18 protein-coding genes are annotated in these 20,711 nt (G+C 36.1%); 13 read left to right on the top strand and 5 right to left on the bottom strand.

Going from position 1 to position 20,711, the window contains the following annotated elements:
- Nucleotides 1-136: 136 nt before the first annotated feature.
- Nucleotides 137-1,792: a peptidoglycan D,D-transpeptidase FtsI family protein gene (locus ACECE_RS0224535; RefSeq protein ID WP_010252281.1), complete on the bottom strand. Its 1,656-nt coding sequence runs from the start codon at nt 1,790-1,792 to the stop codon at nt 137-139.
- A 584-nt stretch (nt 1,793-2,376) separates the two neighbouring features.
- Between ACECE_RS0224535 and ACECE_RS29850 the strand changes: the two genes are divergently transcribed.
- Entirely contained in the window at nt 2,377-4,425 is a 2,049-nt protein-coding gene (locus tag ACECE_RS29850; protein ID WP_010252279.1) for a dockerin type I domain-containing protein, read from the top strand.
- A 126-nt stretch (nt 4,426-4,551) separates the two neighbouring features.
- Here ACECE_RS29850 and ACECE_RS0224525 read toward each other — a convergent pair whose 3' ends face one another.
- The 4 genes from ACECE_RS0224525 to typA form a co-directional block, all read right to left on the bottom strand.
- The gene (locus ACECE_RS0224525; RefSeq protein WP_010252276.1) at nt 4,552-5,775 is read right to left on the bottom strand and encodes a peptidase U32 family protein; all 1,224 of its coding nucleotides are present in this window, start codon (nt 5,773-5,775) and stop codon (nt 4,552-4,554) included.
- Nucleotides 5,776-5,891: 116 nt separating this feature from the next.
- Complete coding sequence (locus ACECE_RS0224520) at nt 5,892-6,530, bottom strand: O-methyltransferase (RefSeq protein ID WP_010252274.1); 639 nt, start codon at nt 6,528-6,530, stop codon at nt 5,892-5,894.
- A 74-nt stretch (nt 6,531-6,604) separates the two neighbouring features.
- Entirely contained in the window at nt 6,605-7,753 is a 1,149-nt protein-coding gene (gene mltG / locus ACECE_RS0224515) for an endolytic transglycosylase MltG (protein WP_407636680.1), read from the bottom strand.
- A 137-nt stretch (nt 7,754-7,890) separates the two neighbouring features.
- A complete protein-coding gene (gene typA / locus ACECE_RS0224510; protein WP_040428858.1) occupies nt 7,891-9,723 on the bottom strand; it encodes a translational GTPase TypA in 1,833 nt (610 codons plus the stop codon).
- Nucleotides 9,724-9,968: 245 nt separating this feature from the next.
- Between typA and rpsB the strand changes: the two genes are divergently transcribed.
- The 12 genes from rpsB (at nt 9,969) to nusA (ending at nt 20,669) form a co-directional block, all read left to right on the top strand.
- Nucleotides 9,969-10,724, top strand: coding sequence for a 30S ribosomal protein S2 (gene rpsB / locus ACECE_RS0224505; protein ID WP_010252268.1), 756 nt, complete (start codon nt 9,969-9,971; stop codon nt 10,722-10,724).
- 132 nt (nt 10,725-10,856) lie between these two features.
- Entirely contained in the window at nt 10,857-11,504 is a 648-nt protein-coding gene (tsf, locus tag ACECE_RS0224500; RefSeq protein ID WP_010252267.1) for a translation elongation factor Ts, read from the top strand.
- Nucleotides 11,505-11,602: 98 nt separating this feature from the next.
- Nucleotides 11,603-12,310: a UMP kinase gene (gene pyrH, locus ACECE_RS0224495; RefSeq protein WP_010252265.1), complete on the top strand. Its 708-nt coding sequence runs from the start codon at nt 11,603-11,605 to the stop codon at nt 12,308-12,310.
- 49 nt (nt 12,311-12,359) lie between these two features.
- Nucleotides 12,360-12,917, top strand: coding sequence for a ribosome recycling factor (gene frr, locus ACECE_RS0224490; RefSeq protein WP_010252263.1), 558 nt, complete (start codon nt 12,360-12,362; stop codon nt 12,915-12,917).
- A 1-nt stretch (nt 12,918) separates the two neighbouring features.
- The gene (locus ACECE_RS0224485) at nt 12,919-13,119 is read left to right on the top strand and encodes a hypothetical protein (protein WP_010252261.1); all 201 of its coding nucleotides are present in this window, start codon (nt 12,919-12,921) and stop codon (nt 13,117-13,119) included.
- Between the two features lie 146 nt (nt 13,120-13,265).
- Nucleotides 13,266-14,030, top strand: a complete 765-nt coding sequence (locus tag ACECE_RS0224480) for an isoprenyl transferase (protein ID WP_010252260.1) — start codon at nt 13,266-13,268, stop codon at nt 14,028-14,030.
- A 2-nt stretch (nt 14,031-14,032) separates the two neighbouring features.
- On the top strand, nt 14,033-14,875 hold the full coding sequence (locus ACECE_RS0224475) for a phosphatidate cytidylyltransferase (RefSeq protein ID WP_010252259.1): 843 nt from the start codon (nt 14,033-14,035) through the stop codon (nt 14,873-14,875).
- A gap of 12 nt (nt 14,876-14,887) precedes the next feature.
- Nucleotides 14,888-16,027: a 1-deoxy-D-xylulose-5-phosphate reductoisomerase gene (locus ACECE_RS0224470; RefSeq protein WP_010252258.1), complete on the top strand. Its 1,140-nt coding sequence runs from the start codon at nt 14,888-14,890 to the stop codon at nt 16,025-16,027.
- Nucleotides 16,028-16,134: 107 nt separating this feature from the next.
- The gene (gene rseP / locus ACECE_RS0224465; RefSeq protein WP_010252257.1) at nt 16,135-17,424 is read left to right on the top strand and encodes an RIP metalloprotease RseP; all 1,290 of its coding nucleotides are present in this window, start codon (nt 16,135-16,137) and stop codon (nt 17,422-17,424) included.
- Between the two features lie 127 nt (nt 17,425-17,551).
- Nucleotides 17,552-18,616, top strand: coding sequence for a flavodoxin-dependent (E)-4-hydroxy-3-methylbut-2-enyl-diphosphate synthase (gene ispG / locus ACECE_RS0224460; protein ID WP_010252255.1), 1,065 nt, complete (start codon nt 17,552-17,554; stop codon nt 18,614-18,616).
- A 420-nt stretch (nt 18,617-19,036) separates the two neighbouring features.
- Nucleotides 19,037-19,498, top strand: coding sequence for a ribosome maturation factor RimP (gene rimP, locus ACECE_RS0224455; RefSeq protein ID WP_010252244.1), 462 nt, complete (start codon nt 19,037-19,039; stop codon nt 19,496-19,498).
- 55 nt (nt 19,499-19,553) lie between these two features.
- On the top strand, nt 19,554-20,669 hold the full coding sequence (gene nusA, locus ACECE_RS0224450; protein WP_010252241.1) for a transcription termination factor NusA: 1,116 nt from the start codon (nt 19,554-19,556) through the stop codon (nt 20,667-20,669).
- The last annotated feature ends 42 nt before the right edge of the window (nt 20,670-20,711 follow it).

The raw sequence follows: 20,711 nt of genomic DNA, 5'->3' as shown, positions 1-20,711 counted from the left end.
TGATTTTACTTTGTAAATTATCTATTGTATGGCGAGTACATAAAATAAAGGCTTGTGGCTTGAAGACATCAAGTGAGTAATATCCCATAAAAGAGTATTACTCCAAAGATTATCAAGACACAAGCCTTATTCTTTTTTACAGACCCTTTACAAGGATTTCTCTGGCGATTTCTTCAAATATTGGGGCCGCAATTGTTCCACCGCTTTTTCCATTTTCAATAAATACACAAACAGAATACCTTGGGTTTAATCTTGGAAAGTATCCTGCAAACCATGCATGAACGATTTTTTCACCGTTTATGTATTGCCCTGTTTCAGCACTTCCCGTTTTTGCTCCAGCTCCACCATACTTTTCGAGGTTTGCTTTTATTCCTGTGCCACTTATGGTAACCATTTCCATTAAAAGCTTTATTTTATCACATACTTTTTTTGAGATAATCCTTTTACCTTCGTTACTTTTTACAACCTTTAAAGTATTGTTATCTGAGTCAATTATAGAATCAACTATGTTTACCCTGTTTTTTATACCGCCGTTGGCAATCGTTGAAACTATATCAGCCACCTGAAGCGGGGTTGAAAGTACATCCCCCTGACCTATTGAGATGTTGGCGATGTCCCCATAGGTATAGTATTTGTTTGGGTCGGGAAGGTTACCGGCTGATTCCTCAATACCCTGTTCGTTAACTCCTGTGTAGTTGCCCAATCCAAACTTCTTTGCAGTGTTAATAATTTTTGTAGCCCCAACTTTGATGCCAAGTTCTATGAAATATGGGTTACATGAAGATGCAAAAGCTTCCTCAAGACCAATAAAACCATGGCCTCCTTTGGCATACGAACCGCATTTAAACTCTTTATCTCCCAAATTAATATATCCTGGGCAAAAGTAATTCATATTAGGATCAATACCATTTTCATAAGCACTTGCAAGGGCAATTATCTTAAATATGGAGCCAAGATTGTAAGAAGCTACTGCCCTGTTAAAGAGTTCTTTGTCAGCGCTTGATAAATATTTTTCAATATTATTAGGGTCATAATCGGGCTTACTTAACATTGCAACGACATTTCCACTTACTACATCCTCTATGACTACTGCACCTTTTAAGCCGCTTTTTTTCATAACATCTTCAGCTATTCTTTGTATATGATAGTCCAGAGTAAGCTTTACGCTGAGCTTATTTACTGGCTCCGGCTCTATGAACCTGTAACCTAGACCTGTAACCAGGTTATTCTTCGCATCCGTGATTACACCTACGCTGCTTTTGGAATTGAGTTTTAGTGTGTCTTGAAAGAATTTTTCTAACCCCGTTTGTCCTGTTTTATCAATTTCATTTATATAACCTGTTAAATGTTTTGCTACAGAGTTTTCGCTATATCTTTTAAGAGAGTTTATAAAGGATATACCTTGGGAATTTAGTTTTGTTAAGGCATCCTTTTCATATTGACTACAGGTCATTATCATAGGACTTTTCCTAAAGGCTATGTCTCTCTTAAGTCCGCTTAGTTCAAGGCCAAGTATTTCTGCAATACTTGCCATTTCGCTTTCCTTTTCTCTTAGATAAATTGGTTTTAATACTACATAAATCTCTTTGGTTCTATTGGTTAGGGGGATTGAATTCCTATCAAGGATATCTCCGCGGGGAAAATCAATGTCTATGTCAGATATCCTCTGTGTGTCGGCTGCAATAGATAAACTTTTTCCAGTATAGAACTGTAAGTAAAAAATTCTTACTCCAAGAGTAATTAGAACCAATGTAAAACTAATAAGCAGAAAACCTGCTCTCCTCATATTCATAAGTATATTCCCCAAATAAATTTTATTTTAAAAACTATACAATGAATTTTTCCAATATTGTAGCTTTTTATACTTAATCTTTAAGCAGGTATTTGGTTTTATTGACCTGACTAGTTATATAATGGTAAGGATGAATTATGTTGGAATACATTTACGCTACAAAAGATTAAATTTTCTATAAGTAGTTGGAATTGCTTGAAATTATAAAAGTATAGGTATATTATTTTGTTATGGATATTTTGTGTAGATTTGCTTATAAAATTTGTTATAATATACTTAGCATTACTAAATTGGGGTCTTAAAGATATAATTCTAATTTCTTATCTATAATGCAATCATCTAATCATTCTATAAACCATACACGAAGCAATAATTACAACAAAGATTTTGTTAAGTAAAAGATAACATAATTTTACTTAACATTATTGACTGCCACCGTATTGGGAAGTTTAATCTGTTAAATGCAAATTCTCCAGGAGAACTATACTTTGCAGGTATAGAAACTAACTAAATGAGGGAGGTGTATATTCTTAAAACCTGGATGAATTAAAAAATAAACTAATTATGTTTATGGGAGGGTTATTATGAATATGTATTTAGGGAGAGGTAAAAAAATCTTTTTATCTGTAGTGGTTGGTTCAATGCTTTTAAGCTCTTTTACATTTGTTAATAGCTTTGCAGCCACTAGTGAAGAAACGATATTAGGAGAAGGCTTGATTGGAGACGTAAACGATGACAGTAAGGTAAATTCAATTGATTTGGCCTGTTTTAGAGGATATTTACTTGGAATGCCAGGTTATTCAAACTTAAAAGATAAGATCTGGGCGGCAGATGTGGATGAAAGCGGAGAAATAAACGCTCTTGATTTTGCATATATGAGAAAGTTTATTTTAAAGGGGGAAATGTTCCCTAAAGAGAAAAATTTATCTAATATACGGCATGCACCAAAGTTTGCTGAAACAACAATGCCGGTAGTTAAGGCAACGGAAAAAGATAATGTTATTGATTTTTCATGTGGATATCAATATACTGTGGCGTTAAAAGATGATGGTACCGTAGCAGCCTGGGGAAATGATTTGAAAGGTTCGTGTCAGGTACCGTCAGGGTTAAAAGATGTAGTGGACATTGCATCAGGTTTATGGCATTCGTTAGCATTAAAGAAAGATGGGACAGTAGTTGCATGGGGCGATAACAGTTTTGGAGAGTGCGACATACCGGAAGGGCTAACCAATGTTAAAGCAATCATTGCCAAATCCCACCTTTCTGTTGCATTAAAAGAAGATGGAACGATTGTTGTTTGGGGAGATAACGTTTCTAATCAGGATAAAGTTCCGGAAAATTTGATAGATGTCAAGTCTGTTGCTATTAGTGATACGATTATAGCTGCGCTGAAGGAAGATGGATATGTCGTTTCATGGGGAAAAGGTTATGGAACAGATTTGAAAATGCCGGAAGGATTGAAAGGAGTTAAGGAAATAACAGGAGGCGCTAATTGGGTTGCTGCACTAAAAGAAGATGGAACTGTTGTGGCATGGGGAGATTCAGATTTTTGCAATACTTATTTAAAAGATTTATCTGATATAAAAGCAATTTCCGCCGGTTGGTATCATCTGAGTGCAATAAAGAATGATGGTTCGGTTATTTCAGTTGGATTAGGTACGTATAATCAGAACAAGGTCCCGGCTGGTCTACCTAAAATAGCTGCAATTTTTGCTGGTGATAACCGTACTTTGGCTGTTTCAGAAACAGGAGAAGTAACTGGTTGGGGAGACAATGCTTTTTTACAGAATCAACTTTTTCCTGATCTTTCAAATGTGAAGCAGGTTTCTTTTGCTGGTCTTTCTGCTGCACTTAAAGAAGATGGAAGTGTTGTTGTTTGGGGTAACAATCGTGATGCAGAAACTGAAACTTTACCAGAAACTTTTGGCTCAGATATCAAAAAAGTTGGTTCAGCAGTTTGTAATGTTGTGGCTATAAAAGAAGACGGCTCAGTTGTAGCATGGGGAAGTAACTCAAGAGGGCAGTGCGACGTACCTGAAAGTTTAAAAAATGCTTTGGATATTTCCGTAGGATTCGAATATGTGCTTGCGATAAATGAGGATGGAACTGTAATCGGCTGGGGTAACAATGATTATGGTCAATGCACGATACCAGAAGATTTAAATGATGTAAAAGCAGTAGCAGCGGGAAGAAATTTTGCAGTAGCACTTAAGAATGATGGCACAGTTGTTGAATGGGGTAATAATGAATATTCTCAATTATCATTACCTGAAGGATTGTCAAATGTAGTTTCAATATCCGCTTCTTCAGAGCATGCACTGGCACTAAAAGAAGATGGAACTGTTGTAGCATGGGGAAACAATCGTGATGGTGAATGTAACGTACCGGAAGGATTGACAGGTGTTGTAGCAGTTTCGGCAGGAATGAGTCACTCCGTTGCATTAAAGTGTGATGGTACAGTTGTTGCATGGGGGAATGACTATTTTCAACAGTGCAGCAGTATACAAGGTTTAAAAGGAGTTAAAGCAATATCGGCAGGTGGCGTTGGTACAGAAGTTATAATGGATGATGGTACTGTACAGTTTTACGGTAAAGATATGGGACTGATCTACAAAAATATCTGGATTAAATAAAATCATGTTTATATGAACTATAGCCCGCAAAGCTTATTTTGCGGGCTATATCATTTAAACAAAAGTCACGTAAAGTGTTTAGCACCAAGATTTTTGGCAGTGTTTTAAAATTTCTTTAAACCCAATTTACCCTTTTCTTCTTAACATTGTATAAGGGTAGACTTCCTGTTCCATAGGCATATAGACTGTCATCTGAGGATGAGGAGCACTGTCGATTTCTTCACCATCAGCATTTTTCATGGATTTAATTTTTTGGACAAAGTAATCACCAGTGGGGTTTACGACTTCAATTTCTTCTCCTGTGATCATTCTGTTTCTTTGCTCTATTGTAGCGATACCAGAACTTTTATCATAATCCAACACCATACCAATAAAATCGTAATCTCTTATATAAGAACTTGTGTTGTATATTTGAGTTTCGGAAGTCGGTTTTTCAAAATAAAAACCTGTTGTAAATTCACGATGGCTTGCCTTTGATACTTCTTCCAAGCATTTAGGATCAAACTTATAGTTATCTCCATTTTTATAATACGAATCTAAAGCCTGCCGATAGGCTTTCACTACAGTTGCAACATAGTAGGAGCTTTTCATACGTCCTTCAATTTTAAGACTTGTCACTCCTGCATTTATTATTTGGGGAAGGTATTCTATCATACAAAGATCCTTGGAGTTGTAAATAAAGGTTCCTCTTTCATTTTCAAAGACAGGAAAATATTCACCAGGCCTCTTTTCTTCAACTAGGTGATATTGCCATCTGCATGGGTGTGCACAAAGGCCCCTGTTTGAATCACGGCCAGTCATGTAATTACTTAATAGACATCTTCCGGAATAGGAAATACACATTGCACCATGGACGAAGATTTCCAATTCAAGGTCAGAAGGAATATTATTTCTGATTTCACTAATTTCATTTATAGAAAGTTCCCTTGCAAGCACGATTCTCTTTACTCCATGGTCGTACCAGAATTTTGCGCTCATATAGTTTGTGTTGTTTGCCTGAGTGCTCAAGTGTATTTCCATATCAGGAGAAATTTCCTTAACAATAGAATATACGCCAGGATCTGATAATATAATGGCATCAACGCCAAATTCGGTAAGTTCTCGTATATAATTTGGCATCCCAGGAAAATCATCGTTATGTGGGATGATATTCATCGTAACATAAACCCTTTTTCCTCTGCTGTGTGCAAAATCTATTCCCGCTATAAGGTCATCTCTGGAGAAATTATCTGCGTTAGCTCTGAGACCGAATTCTTCTCCTCCAAGGTAAACTGCATCAGCACCGTACATTATTGCCATTTTCAATTTTTCAAGATTGCCGGCAGGTGCCAGCAATTCTACTTTATTCATAAAAATTCTCTCCTAACCATTAAGGAATGAGTGAAATATTGTTTACACTTTTTCGTCCGAACTGTTTTTTAAGCAAATAAGTTTTAAGTGAAATATAATTTTCATCATTCCCGGATCTATTTTTTATAACTTAAAGCAACACCGTCTCCAATAGGTATTATACTTGTTTCTAAATTTTCCGAGTTGCATAATATATTGAGATAGCTCCTTAAGCGTTTTACAATTGTTTTTTTTCTTCTTACGACAAGTTCATCATTTGCAATCATTCCCTTATAGAGAATGTTATCAGAAATCAATAGACCTCCAGGGGAGAGCAGCCTGAGACATTCCGGAAGAAACTCGGGGTACTGTCCCTTTGCAGCATCCAAAAAAACAATATCATACTGTTTGTCCAGACACTTTAAAACTTCTAGTGCATCACCGTTAATAATATTAATTACATCTTCAAGATTGGCCTTTTTTATATTACTTTTTGCTCTTTCAACCATCAATTCATATCTTTCTATTGTGTCGATTTTACCGTCAGGCAGTAAAATCCCTGAAAGCAGAATAGACGAATAGCCTATAGCTGTGCCAAGCTCAAGGATACGCATGGGCTTTTTTGTCATACCTATTACCTGCAGCAGTTTTGCTACTTCCGGATGTACTATAGGTACATGGTTTTCTGCGGCGAAGTCTTCCATATCTTTAAGGATTCCTTCGTTCTTTTTGATGGTATTGCGAATGTAATCGTTTATGTAGTCATAACATATCATAATAATTTATCCGTCCTCATAAAAATTGTGAGGCTTTAAAACCTCACAATTTGTTGAATAGTCTACAAGAAAACTTATTCTTCACTTTCATCATTTGCTTTAATCTTTGCAGTATACTTTTTCGTAGCAGCTTCGTGTTCGCTCAAAGTTTTAGAAAATTGATGGCTGCCATCACCTCTTGCAACAAAGTAATAATATTGGGATTCTTCATCAGGGTATAGTGCTGCTTCAATTGATGCAAGTCCTGGGTTGCATATTGGACCTGGAGGTAACCCTTCATAAAGGTAGGTATTATATGGATCATCAATTTTTGTATCTTTTTCGCTGAGGTTCTCCTTTATTTTTCCCTCTTTTTTATAGATAATATACTGAATAGTTGCATCAGTTTTTATTTTCCTTAGTGACGGGTCGGTACTCTTCAGCCTGTTGTGGAAAACACTTGATATAATGCTTCTTTCTTCAGGAAGAGTAGCTTCTTTCTCTATTATTGACGCCAGGGTGATTACCTGATCAACAGTCATTTTGAGTTCTTTAGCTCTAGCATAATAATCCAGCTTGAATTTTGTGTCAAAGTTGTCTAAAAATTTGGTTATTATTTCTCGATCAGTTGAGTTAGGGTCAAAGAAGTAAGTGTCAGGGAACAAATAGCCTTCTAACTTGTTTTCCCTGTCAGGTATCTGATCAATGAACTTATAATCAAATTTCTCAGTATTCATTGATTTAACGAACTTTTCCTTATCAATCAATTTTTTATCGCTTAATGCCTTTAGTACTTGACTAAAATAATAGTCTTCTCGAATGGTAACATTTATACTCACAGGATTGCTTGAAAGCACTCTCATTAACTGGTCGTAGGATAGATCTTTGCTGATGATATGCTTTCCTGACATATATGTGTCATCGTATCCGTTTATTTTAGATTGAAGTTTGAATATAGAGGGCCACTTTATTATTCCGTTTTCCTTCAAAATTTCAGCTATGTCAGAAGTGCTTGAACCACGAGGAATTGTGATTTCAATGCCATTTGCAGCATCGACGCTGACTTCTACATCTTTATCTGCTCCGCTTTCAGCCTTTAAAACCAAACCGTAGGAAACAATACAAGTAATAGTAAAAAGAAGCGTAAATATCAGAAAATACACTAAAAGGGATTTTAAGTCATATCTATTTTTCTTTTTCTTCTGTTTTTTTATGCTGCTAGTTTCTGCGTTCAATAAAATCACCACTTTAATTAAAAATATATGAAATAATATTTTCCATTTATCACCTGGCTTGTTTTTTCAAACAGGCCAGGTGATTATATATCAGAAGCTGCTATTTCATAATTACAAACATTAATAGATAAACGGATTTCTGTTTATCACTTACTACGGGTTTTTGCTCTCTGTTCGGAATTAAGAATTCTCTTTCTAAGTCTGATATTTTCTGGAGTTATCTCAACAAGTTCATCATCAGCAATAAACTCCAATGCCTGCTCAAGGCTCATAACAATTGGAGGTGTAAGTCTTAATGCTTCATCAGAACCGGAGGCTCTCATATTTGTAACGTGCTTCTTCTTACATACATTAACTACGATATCCTCAGATCGAGCGTTTTCTCCAACAATCATACCTTCGTACACATTTGTACCAGGTGTTATAAAGAGTGATCCTCTTTCCTGAGCATTGTATAAACCGTAGGTAACAGCTTCTCCATCTTCCCAGGCAATCATTGAGCCTCTCTGTCTTCCGGATATTTCACCTCTGAAAGGTTCAAAACCATGGAAAACATGATTCATTATACCATTTCCTTTTGTATCCGTCAAAAACTCGGATCTGTATCCTATTAATCCTCTTGCAGGTATTTTGAATTCAAGTCTCATATAACCCTGTTGTGATGAGTGCATATTTGCCATTTCAGCTTTTCTGGTACCAAGCTTTTCCATAACGACGCCCATGAAATCTTCAGGAACATCTATTATGAGATATTCGATAGGTTCGTGTTTTGTACCATCAACTTCCTTATAAATAACAGTAGGCTTTGATACCTGAAATTCATAGCCCTGTCTTCTCATTGTTTCGATAAGTATGGAGAGATGAAGTTCGCCCCTGCCCGACACCTCAAAGGAGTCTGCAGAATCTGTTTCTTCAACTTTTAAGCTGAGGTTTGTTTCAAGTTCCTTGAACAGTCTGTCTCTTAAGTGCCTTGAAGTTACGAAAGAACCTTCACGGCCTGCAAATGGACTGTTGTTTACACTGAAGGTCATAGATAATGTAGGCTCATCAATGTCAATAAATGGCAGAGGATCAGGTGAGTTAACATCACAAACTGTTTCACCAATTGTTATATTACTAATTCCCGCTATTGCTATAATGTCTCCAACCGATGCTGAAGGCGTTTCTATCCTTTTCAATCCACTGAAAGTATAAAGCCTGCTAATCTTGATATTCTGAAGGCCGCCTTCTTTTTTACACAGTACAGCCTGCTGGTTTGCTTGAATAGTACCCCTTTCAATTCTTCCTACTGCTATCCTTCCTACATATTCATCGTAGTCAATGCTCGATACGAGGAACTGTAGAGGCTCGTCCGCAGTTCCTACCGGTGCAGGAACGTTTTCTATTATTGTATCAAATAGTGGAATGAGATTCTCAGGTGTATCATTTAAATTCAAAACAGCATAACCTTCTCTTGAGGAGGCATATACTACAGGGAATTCCAACTGATGGTCATCTGCTCCAAGCTCAATAAACAAATCCAATACCTCATCAAGTACTTCGTGAGGTCTAGCTTCAGGTCTGTCAATTTTGTTTATAACAACAATAGGTTGTAAATTCAGTTGCAGAGCTTTTCTTAAAACGAATCTTGTCTGAGGCATAGTTCCTTCAAAGGAATCAACCAGCAGAAGAACTCCGTCAACCATTTTCAATACACGTTCAACTTCTCCTCCGAAGTCCGCATGACCTGGTGTATCAACAATATTAATTTTTATATCTTTATAAGTAACTGCAGTATTCTTGGAAAGGATTGTTATACCTCTTTCTCTTTCAAGGTCATTAGAATCCATAACTCTTTCAGATACCTGCTCATTTTCTCTAAAGATACCGCTTTGCCTAAGCAGCCCGTCTACAAGGGTAGTCTTCCCATGGTCAACATGGGCAATAATTGCAACATTTCTTATATTTGTTCTCGAATTACTCACAAAAATCTCCTTCATTCAATTAGTATTAAGAATTAGCATAACTATTCCAACTTACTATTTTAAAGCATTAGCTTATAGATTGTCAATTGCATGTTTCGCAATATAATTAATTATTAAAAATTATTGATAAAATGAAGACTATGTGTTATACTACTAAACGAAAATACGCACGTAATATGATGTATGAGATGTTGCCATTGATGGTTTCTCATATTAGATGAGTATTGCGGAGGTATAAAACATTCGGAGGTGTATTAATAATGTCAGTAATTTCAATGAAGCAATTGTTAGAAGCAGGTGTTCACTTTGGACACCAAACAAGAAGATGGAATCCAAAAATGGCTGAGTACATTTTTACAGAGAGAAATGGTATCTATATCATTGATCTTCAGAAAACTGTGAAGAAAGTTGAAGAAGCTTACTACTTTATTAGAGAAGTAGCTATGAACGGTCAGGGAGTTCTGTTTGTTGGAACAAAGAAACAGGCTCAGGATTCAATTAAGGAAGAAGCAGAAAGATCAGATCAATACTTTGTAAATGCAAGATGGTTGGGTGGAATGTTGACTAACTTCAAGACCATCAAAACTAGAATAAACAGACTTAAAGAATTAGAAAGAATGGAAACAGAAGGAATATTCGATGTTTTACCTAAAAAAGAAGTAATCAAGTTAAAAGGTGAAATGGAAAAACTCGAAAAATACCTTGGCGGTATAAAGAATATGAAGGGTCTTCCTGGAGCATTATTTATAGTAGATCCTAGAAAAGAAAGAAATGCTATATTGGAAGCAAGAAATTTGGGTATCCCAGTTGTTGCTATCGTTGATACAAACTGCGATCCTGATGAAGTTGATTACGTAATACCTGGTAATGACGATGCTATTAGAGCTGTAAAATTAATTGCGGCTAAGATGGCTGACGCTATAATTGAAGGAAGACAGGGAGAACAGCTTTCTGTTGCTCAGGAATCATCAAATGAGGAAGTAGAAGCTGTAGAGGAAGTTTCTGTAGAGGCTTAATATAAATCCTGCCTTCAGTCTTAATAGGAATGAAGGCGGGTTTTTTAATAGAAAGATATAATTTGATGTATATTTTTTTTGAATGAATAGATTAATATTAATATAAAACAAATACGGTTTGGAGGAATACATATGATTACTGCAGAAATGGTAAAAGAGCTCCGTGAAAGTACTGGAGCAGGTATGATGGATTGTAAGAAGGCTCTTACTGATTCTAATGGAGATATGACTAAAGCAGTTGAATTGTTAAGAGAAAGAGGTATTGCAAAAGCTGGTAAAAAAGCTGGAAGAATTGCCGCAGAAGGCGTTGTTGATTCATACATTCATGGTGATGGCAGAATAGGAGTTTTGGTAGAGATTAATACTGAAACTGATTTTGCTGCAAAAAATGAAGAATTTAAAGCTTTTGTAAAAGATGTGGCTATGCAGATTGCAGCTGCAAAACCTGAATATGTAAGGAGAGAAGAAGTACCTTCTGAAAACATTGAAAAGGAAAAAGAGATATTAAGAGCTCAGGCATTAAACGAAGGAAAACCTGAAAAGATCGTAGATAAGATGGTTGAAGGTAGAATCGATAAGTTCTATAAGGAAATATGCTTACTTGAACAGCCATTTGTAAAAGATCCTGATAAAACAATACAACAGCTTCTGACTGAAAAAATTGCAAAAATTGGTGAAAATATAAGCATCAGAAGATTTGTAAGGTTTGAAAAGGGCGAGGGAATTCAAAAGAAAGAAGAAAACTTCGCTGAAGAAGTTATGAAACAAATTGGACAGTAATAAATAAAAAATAAAGAAGGAACATATAATTTGAATTATATGTTCCTTTTTTGAGAGAATTGCGAATATATTGCCCTGAATTGAAAGGAGAAGTTTTGATGTCTGGAATTAAGTACAAAAGAATTATGTTAAAGATCAGTGGAGAAGCGTTGGCGGGCGAACAAAAGCAAGGGCTTAACACTGAGACTATTAACAGTATATCGGATAGAATTAAAGAGTTACATGACTTAGGTGTAGAGATAGCTATAGTTGTAGGTGGAGGCAATTTCTGGAGGGGAAGAAGCGGCAAAGGTATGGATCGTACCACAGCTGACCACATGGGTATGCTTGCTACTGTTATAAACGCTTTAGGACTTCAGGATTCTCTCGAATCAAGAGGAATTCCTACAAGAGTACAGACTGCAATAGAAATGAGGCAAATTGCAGAAACATACATAAGAAGAAAAGCTGTAAGACATTTGGAAAAAGGAAGGATTGTTATATTTGCCTGTGGCACAGGAAATCCTTATTTTTCTACAGATACGACAGCAGCACTAAGGGCTGCAGAAATAGATGCTGAAGTAATTTTACTTGCCAAAAAGGTTGATGGTGTATATGATAGCGATCCGAATACAAATCCTAATGCTGTGAAATTTGATAAACTTTCCTTTTTGGATGTTCTTAATAAAGAACTTGGTGTTATGGACTCAACTGCTGCTTCTCTGTGCAAGGATAACAATATACCCATTATTGTATTTGGTTTGGACCAGCCGGATAATATTATCAAGGTTGTTATGGGCGAAAACATTGGTACATCTATTAAGTAATGAGTGGAATTATATTTGGGCATTACAAAATAATTAGAGGAGGAGTAATATGTCGAGGGAAGAGTACAAGAGTATCGAAGAGAAAATGAAAAAAACAATTAACGTGTTAAAGGATGAGTTGACGGGTGTCAGGGCTGGCCGTGCAAATCCTGCTATTTTGGATAAGTTGACGGTTGATTACTATGGAACACCAACACCAATTAACCAGATTGCTAGTGTTTCCGTACCTGAGGGAAGAGTAATCATGATTCAGCCATGGGAAGCGAAAATGATTAAGGAAATTGAAAAGGAAATACAGAAATCGGATATCGGTATAAATCCGAATAATGACGGGAAAGTTATTAGATTGGTTTTCCCAATGCTTACAGAGGAAAGAAGAAAAGAGCTTACTAAGGTTGTAAAGAAGTATGGTGAAGATGCGAAGGTTGCTATAAGGGCAATAAGAAGAGACGGAATTGAACATATGAAGACGCTTAAGAAGGATGGAGAATTGACGGAAGATGACCTTAAGACAGCAGAAAAAGACATTCAGAATATGACTGATAAATATATTGCTGAAATTGATAAGGTTGTTGAACTAAAAGACGCAGAAATTCTTGAGGTATAGGATGAATGTAACTGATGTTATAGGCTTTACTTTGAAAGATGCAAAAGCTATTTTTGAGAATAATAATATTAAGGATTATTCTATAAAAGTTACATCTTCTCCAAGACTTAAGTGTGATGATTACGATGATAATTATAGAGTTGTAAGTATAAGAAAAGCCAGCAATAAGGAGTTTGAAATGATAATTTGTAAGCCCCTCTAGCAAAGAGGGGTTTTGCTTCGCTTCTTGGAGGTTACCTTTTTAAAATTGGTTGCTATTGGGGAAGTTTATATATTATAATAGTGTTTAGTAATGTTGGAAATATAACTTCGGCTATAATTTCACGGTTGGAGTGCCAGGAGGTTTTGATGTCTTTTTTAAGCAGGTTTTTTAAGAAAAATAATATAGATAATGAAAATTTTGATATCGATTATAACAATTTACCTGTTCACATAGCTATAATTATGGATGGAAACGGCCGATGGGCAAAGGAAAGAAGGTTGCCAAGAACTGTAGGTCACAAGGAAGGCTCAAATAATTTAGATAGAATTGCGCATTTTTGCGGCGAAATAGGAATTAAATATTTGACTGTATATGCTTTTTCTACAGAGAATTGGAAAAGGCCAAAAAGTGAAGTTGATACATTAATGGATCTTTTATTGGACTATCTAAAAAATGCAGAGAGCCATATGAGAGGAAGAAGTGTAAGAATTCGGACTATTGGAGATTCGAGTGCTCTTAGCAAAGAGATACAGGAGCAAATAGTGAGAGTAACAAAGCTTACAGAAAACAACTCAGGTCTGACTTTGAATATTGCTATAAACTATGGTGGTAGGGATGAAATTGTTCATGCAGTAAAAGAATTGGCAAGGGATGTTGCTGAAGGGAAAATTAAGTGTGATAATATAGATGAGACAATGATTACAAACAGATTATATACAGGGGATATGCCAGATCCTGACCTTTTGATACGCCCAGGCGGAGAAAAGAGGATCAGTAATTTTCTTATATGGCAGTCGGCATATACCGAATTCTGGTACACCGATGTGCTGTGGCCGGATTTTCAAAAGGAGCATATTTTAGAAGCTATAAAGGAATACCAGAAGAGAAACCGTAGGTTTGGAGGAGTATAACATTGAAAATTAGAGTTGCTAGTGGTATCGCCGGATCAATATTACTGTTTTTTGTTGTTTGGTCCGGACAGATTATACTTGGCCTGTTCATTTTTTTGCTATCCATATTGGCTTTGGGCGAGTTTTATTCAGCAGTATCAAATATTGGCTGTAAACCTATCAAGTTTGTAGGTTACTTGTCTTCGATATATATGTTATTACTTTGTTCAGGAGACACTTTAAAAAGCTTAGGTATTAACATAAGATTTTTGTTTAATTACAGATCAATTCTTCTTACTATATTTTTAGCGCTATTGGTTTTGTTTTGTTATATCATATTTTTACACAATAAATACAATATAACAGATATATCAGTTACTGTTTTTGCGATTTTGTACATAGTTTTTCTTTTTAGTTTTGTTATATTGATAAGGAATATGGTTAATGGTTTTTATTATGTGTGGCTTATTTTTATTGGCGCATTTGCAACTGATACATTTGCTTATTTTTCGGGATATTTATTTGGCAAACATAAACTCATGCCGGAGATAAGTCCCAAAAAGACAGTAGAGGGATCAATTGGAGGTATAGTCGGATGTGCCGTTATTATGGGCTTGTATGGTATGTACCTAAACTATAATAATCTAGCCAATGGAATTCAATTGTACCACTTTATAATTTTGGGAATACTCTGTGGCATAATTTCTCAGATTGGAGATTGGTCTGCTTCTGCAATTAAACGATATGTAAAAATTAAAGACTATGGCGATATTATGCCTGGTCATGGAGGAGTTCTTGATAGGTTTGACAGTATATTATTTACAGCTCCGGTGGTATATTTTTACCTGTCAAATCTGTTATTTTAAGGAGAAAATTAAATGACTAAATCAATTTCAATTTTAGGATCGACGGGGTCAATAGGAGTTCAAACTCTTGACGTTGCAAGAAATCTAAAAATTAAGGTAGAGGGTTTGTCTGCCAACTCAAGCATAGATAAACTGGAAATACAGGCAAGAGAGTTCTTGCCAAAAGTTGTTGCGGTTGGAGATGAAAATCAGGCAAAAGTTTTAAGGCAAAGGTTATCAGATCTAAGTATTGAAGTTATTGGCGGTATTGAAGGCTTTAAAAGAGTAGCTTCAATTGAGTCTGTTGATACGGTAGTTACTTCTATTGTGGGTATTGCAGGTTTGATTCCGACAATGGAAGCAATAAAGAACAAAAAGAATATTGCTCTTGCAAATAAGGAAACCCTTGTTACAGCTGGACATATTGTTATGAGTGAGGCTGCAAAGATGGGAGTAAATATACTTCCGGTAGACAGTGAACATTCTGCAATATTTCAGAGTTTAATGGGGAATAATATAAAAGATATTTCCCGGGTTATATTGACTGCGTCTGGGGGACCGTTCAGAGGAAAAACCAAAAAAGACCTTGAAATGGTTACTTTGGCTGAGGCGCTCAAACATCCGAACTGGAGTATGGGAAGCAAGATAACAATAGACTCTGCAACGCTTATGAATAAGGGGTTGGAGGTAATAGAGGCCAAGTGGCTGTTTGGGCTTGAGTTGGATCAGATCAAAGTTATTGTACATCCTCAAAGTATAATACATTCAATGGTTGAATATGCTGACGGATCTGTTATAGCACAGCTTGGATCCCCTGATATGAGACTTCCTATACAGTTTGCAATGACATATCCGGACAGAAAGCAGAATGATTTCTCCAAACTTGACCTTTTAAAGTCTAATGCGTTGACCTTTGAAGAACCGGACATGAAAACATTTACATGCTTAAGTCTGGCATTTGAGGCATTGACAAAAGGTGGAACAATGCCGGCAGTAATGAATGCAGCAAACGAAGAGGCAGTTAGTTTGTTTTTAAAAGAAAAGATCAAATTTGTAGATATACCTAAGGTGATTGAAAACGTAATGGCAAAGCACCAAGTCATCCAAGATCCAACTATTGAAAATATTCTGGATGTGGATTTGTGGGCACGACAAATGATAAAAGAGAAATGAAATATGAATATTTAGATTTATTTATTGTATAATTTGTATAGATGGATAGTGAAATTTTAAATAAAGATATATAGCCATACATAGAAAGAATATTAGGAGGTTTGACTATGAAGATATTAATGATAATACTTGCATTTAACTTTATTCTAATCATTCATGAGCTTGGGCACTTTATTGTTGCAAAACTGTCAAAGATAAAGGTTGAAGAGTTTTCTCTCTTCATAGGGCCTAAATTGTTTAGCATCACTAGAGGTGAGACAACGTATTCAATAAGACTTTTTCCTGTGCTTGCCTATGTGAAAATGGAAGGCGAAGATGAAGAGTCTGCAAGTGAAAATGCTTTCTACAAGAAACCGGTATGGGTGAGAGCGGCAGTAATAGCTGCAGGTCCTCTTGCCAATATAATATCAGCCCTTATTATAATAACAATATATTACTCTATTAGCGGCTATCAGACGATGAATGTAAGTGAGATATCACAGAATTCAGCTGCTTATAATGCTGGCTTGGAAGTGGGCGACAAAATTGTAGAGTATGACAACAAAAGGGTATACCAGCCTTTAGATGTGATTCAATTTTTATATATATCAAAAGGAAAACCAGCGGAAGTAAAGGTTAGCAGGAATGGTGAAATATATAACCTGACTATGGAACCTGAGATTATACCATCAGAAAAAAGGTTTATGCTCGGATTTTCAGCAAGTGATCAGGAATCAAATTTGGTTGGAACTGTCACAAAGGGAGGTCCGGGGGACCAGGGAGGCCTTAAATCCGGAGATAGGATAGTAGAATTGAATGACACTGAAGTTAAAAATATTGATGAAATTAGAAAATTTCTTAATAAAAATAAGAATAATCCTCTTAAGATGACTGTTGAAAGAAGTGGAGAATTAATCGTTTTAAATGCTACTCCGGAAGAAACTACAACAACAGAACAATATGCTGTAGGGTTTAATTTTGGATATGCAAAAGGTGACATTTTTGCATCAATGAAACAAGGTGCTTTGTTTGCTTATTGTAATACAAGAAATGTTGCCTATGCGTTAGCCTGGTTATTTACCGGAAAAGCCACTATTGGTGAGATGATGGGACCTGTAGGTATAGTAAGTACCATGAATGAAGCTGTTCAAAGTACACCTACTATGATGGATGCTATATTGACAATATTAAATTTGACAGCGTTTATCAGTGTAGCTGTTGGAGCGACAAACCTTATACCATTTCCGGCACTTGACGGAAGTAAGTTGGTTATTCTGGCTATAGAGGCTGTGAGAAGAAAGCCTATACCAATTGAAAAGGAAGCAATAATAACTACTATCGGTTTCTTTATATTGATTGGTTTTTCTATATTTGTATCGATTAATGATGTCGCGAGATTGTTTGGGTTTTCCTTCTAGCGCTCACGAGTTAGATTTCTTGGGCTGTGCAAGGTTTTTATTAGAAATTTGCATTTTTAACATCAAAAGTTTGAGGTCTGAAAACCTAAGGAATATTTAAAATAAAAGAATATAGAAGGAATTTATAATGAATAGAGATTATATAAGTCGGAAAAAAACTAAAAAAATTAGAATTGGAGACACCTTTATCGGAGGTGATTCACCAATTACTGTTCAGTCAATGACAAACACTGACACCAGAAATGCTTTGGCAACTGTAAATCAGATAAAGAGGCTTGAAGATGAGGGGTGCAGCATTGTTAGAGTTGCTGTACCGGACAATGAAGCCGCTGAGGCAATAAGAGATATAAAAAAATCTATACATATTCCACTGGTTGCAGACATCCACTTTGATTATCGTCTTGCTATAGCCTGTATGAAAAACGGGGCAGATAAAATAAGGCTTAACCCGGGAAATATCGGAGATAAGGACAGAGTTCGAATGGTGGTTGAAGTGGCAAAGGAGAGGCAGATACCCATAAGGATTGGTGTAAATTCAGGCTCTCTTGAGAAGGATGTAATGGCAAAGTTTGGAGGCGTTACTCCGGAAGCGATGGTAGAAAGTGCGTTAGGTCATGCACGTATATTGGAAGAGCTGAACTTTTATGATATAGTGTTTTCTTTAAAAGCTTCTAATGTGCCAATGACAATTGCTGCATACCGTATGATGTCTGAAAAGACCGATTATCCGCTTCATATAGGTGTTACTGAAGCTGGGACTATTTATAAAGGAACAGTTAAATCCTCTGTAGGTTTGGGTTGTCTTCTTGCAGAAGGTATTGGAGATACCATAAGGGTATCTCTGACGGGCGACCCTGTGGAGGAGATTAAAGCGGGAAACGAGATTTTAAAGTCATTGGGCTTAAAAAAAGGCGGAGTAGAATTCATATCCTGTCCTACATGCGGAAGATGTCAGGTAGATCTGATTAGTATTGCAGGTAGAATTGAAGAGAGACTTTCGAAAGTTGATAAGGATATAAAGGTTGCAGTTATGGGATGTGCTGTAAATGGACCTGGTGAGGCAAAGGAAGCCGACATAGGTATTGCAGGCGGCAAAGGTGAAGTGCTTCTCTTTAAAAAAGGCGAGATTATAAGAAAAATTCCTCAGGAACGGGCTGTAGAAGAGTTTTTGGAGGAGATACATAGGTTGTAGTTTCGAAAATTTATCCATTACAGTGTCTATCTATCAGAGTAGAAGTAAATGCTATTGTGCAACTACTGTGAAACTATTATTTGAAATCCACTGGCAGAGCAGAAGTTTTTAAAAGTATGCTAAAGTGATATTGTAGATATTCTTTAGTAAAATATTTTTAATAAAAACTAATAAAATGTTGATAATTACAAATAATAGTGTTATAATTACTTTTGGATTAATGCGTATAGGAACTAGTTTGTAAAGAGTGGGTAGAACCCACTCTTTCGTATTATTGATAGGTTCAAAGGTGTGTTAGGGCACGTTGATAATTTGATTTGAGGAATTTGCGCAGCAAATGTCCTAGAATCAGTAATAACTACATGTCCTGAGTTTTTTTATTTGTGAATGGTTCCTTTAGCTTAATAATGGAGGATGTTTATGGTCAAAAGGAAAATTGAAGAGATTGTTGCTGAATTTGCAGAACCTGTTGTAGCAAACCACTATTTTGAACTTGTAGATGTTGAATTTATAAAGGAGGGAACCAACTGGTATCTCCGAATTTATATAGATAAGCCGGGTGGCATAACAATAGATGATTGCCAGATTATTAGTGAAGAGATTAGTGATATATTAGACAAAAAAGATCCTATAGAGCAAAGCTATTTTTTAGAGGTGTCTTCACCTGGTTTGGATAGACCTCTTAAGAAGGAATCTGATTTTGAAAGGTTTAAAGGAGAGCTTGTAGAAGTTAAAGTGTTTAAACCTATTGATGGCAGGAAGATTTTTGAAGGGAATTTACTTGGTCTAATAGACAATAAGATTATTATTAAGATAAATGATACTAATATGGAATTCGAACGGGATCAGGTGGCACTGGTCAGGAGAGTTATTAAATTTTAGTATCGTCGGGTTGAAAGGATATTTGAAACCAGAAGACGGAATAGGAGGTTCTTAAATGAGTTCAGATTTGATTCATGCGTTGGAACAGTTGGAAAAGGAAAAGGGAATTGAGAAAGATATTATTATTGAGGCAATTGAGGCAGCTCTTATTTCTGCATATAAGAGAAATTTCGGTTCTTCTCAAAATGTTCGTGTATCAGTTGATCGTCAAACCGGTGATTTTAAGGTATATGCATTAAAAAGGGTTACCAGTGACCCTCAAAATGAGTATATGGATATATCTGTTGAGAATGCCAAAAAGATAAATGCCGAGCTTGACGAAGAAGATATGGCTGAGGTAGAGGTTACTCCCAAGAAGTTTGGACGAATAGCTGCCCAGACAGCAAAGCAGGTCGTTGTGCAGAGACTTAGAGAAGCCGAAAGAGGAATTATTTTTGATGAGTTCTCAAACAAAGAGGCTGAGATTGTTACTGGTATTGTACAACGGACTGAAAAGAAGAATGTTATTATTGATCTTGGAAAGACTGAGGCTGTTTTGGCACCTACAGAACAAATATCTGGAGAAGAATACAAGTTTAATGACAGAATAAAGGTATATGTAATTGAAGTTAAAAGAACTACAAAAGGTCCTCAAATTATGGTTTCAAGAACACATCCGGGTTTGATAAAGAGACTCTTTGAACTGGAAGTACCTGAAATCCATGAGGGAGTTGTTGAGATAAAGAGCATCTCAAGAGAGCCGGGATCAAGGACTAAAATTGCTGTCTATTCCAAAGACGATAATGTTGATCCGGTTGGAGCTTGTGTCGGACAGAAAGGTACAAGAGTTCAAACCATTGTTGATGAACTCAGAGGCGAAAAAATAGATATAATTAAGTGGAGCAGCAATCCACAGGAGTATATTTCCAGTAGTTTAAGCCCTGCTAAGGTTGTTAGGGTAGATATTAGTGAAGAAGAGAAGAGTGCGAAGGTTACAGTGCCTGATTTTCAGTTGTCGCTGGCTATAGGTAAAGAAGGTCAAAATGCAAGATTGGCTGCAAAGTTGACTGGCTGGAAAATTGATATAAAGAGCGAGTCACAGCTTAGAGCCACTATAGAGCAGCAGCTTCTTAACTTTGATGGTGGTTTTCAATCCGCGTTTTCTGAAGATGAACCAGATGAAGATGAATAGGATTAAATATAGCTTTTAATTTAAATTGTAACCGGGGATGTG

The sequence above is a fragment of the Acetivibrio cellulolyticus CD2 genome (genome assembly GCF_000179595.2).
Classification (GTDB): Bacteria; Bacillota; Clostridia; order Acetivibrionales; family Acetivibrionaceae; genus Acetivibrio; species Acetivibrio cellulolyticus.
The sequence above is the reverse complement of the archived record's forward strand: the minus strand, read 5'-3'. Positions and strand labels throughout refer to the sequence as shown.

Bases quoted from the DNA above. Each gene is read 5' to 3' on its own strand.
- ACECE_RS0224535 (WP_010252281.1), bottom strand. From the start codon at position 1,792: ATGAATATGAGGAGAGCAGGTTTTCTGCTTATTAGTTTTACATTGGTT.
- ACECE_RS29850 (WP_010252279.1), top strand. From the start codon at position 2,377: ATGAATATGTATTTAGGGAGAGGTAAAAAAATCTTTTTATCTGTAGTG.
- ACECE_RS0224525 (WP_010252276.1), bottom strand. From the start codon at position 5,775: ATGAATAAAGTAGAATTGCTGGCACCTGCCGGCAATCTTGAAAAATTG.
- ACECE_RS0224520 (WP_010252274.1), bottom strand. From the start codon at position 6,530: ATGATATGTTATGACTACATAAACGATTACATTCGCAATACCATCAAA.
- typA (WP_040428858.1), bottom strand. From the start codon at position 9,723: ATGAAGGAGATTTTTGTGAGTAATTCGAGAACAAATATAAGAAATGTT.
- rpsB (WP_010252268.1), top strand. From the start codon at position 9,969: ATGTCAGTAATTTCAATGAAGCAATTGTTAGAAGCAGGTGTTCACTTT.
- tsf (WP_010252267.1), top strand. From the start codon at position 10,857: ATGATTACTGCAGAAATGGTAAAAGAGCTCCGTGAAAGTACTGGAGCA.
- pyrH (WP_010252265.1), top strand. From the start codon at position 11,603: ATGTCTGGAATTAAGTACAAAAGAATTATGTTAAAGATCAGTGGAGAA.
- frr (WP_010252263.1), top strand. From the start codon at position 12,360: ATGTCGAGGGAAGAGTACAAGAGTATCGAAGAGAAAATGAAAAAAACA.
- ACECE_RS0224485 (WP_010252261.1), top strand. From the start codon at position 12,919: ATGAATGTAACTGATGTTATAGGCTTTACTTTGAAAGATGCAAAAGCT.
- ACECE_RS0224480 (WP_010252260.1), top strand. From the start codon at position 13,266: ATGTCTTTTTTAAGCAGGTTTTTTAAGAAAAATAATATAGATAATGAA.
- ACECE_RS0224470 (WP_010252258.1), top strand. From the start codon at position 14,888: ATGACTAAATCAATTTCAATTTTAGGATCGACGGGGTCAATAGGAGTT.
- rseP (WP_010252257.1), top strand. From the start codon at position 16,135: ATGAAGATATTAATGATAATACTTGCATTTAACTTTATTCTAATCATT.
- ispG (WP_010252255.1), top strand. From the start codon at position 17,552: ATGAATAGAGATTATATAAGTCGGAAAAAAACTAAAAAAATTAGAATT.
- rimP (WP_010252244.1), top strand. From the start codon at position 19,037: ATGGTCAAAAGGAAAATTGAAGAGATTGTTGCTGAATTTGCAGAACCT.
- nusA (WP_010252241.1), top strand. From the start codon at position 19,554: ATGAGTTCAGATTTGATTCATGCGTTGGAACAGTTGGAAAAGGAAAAG.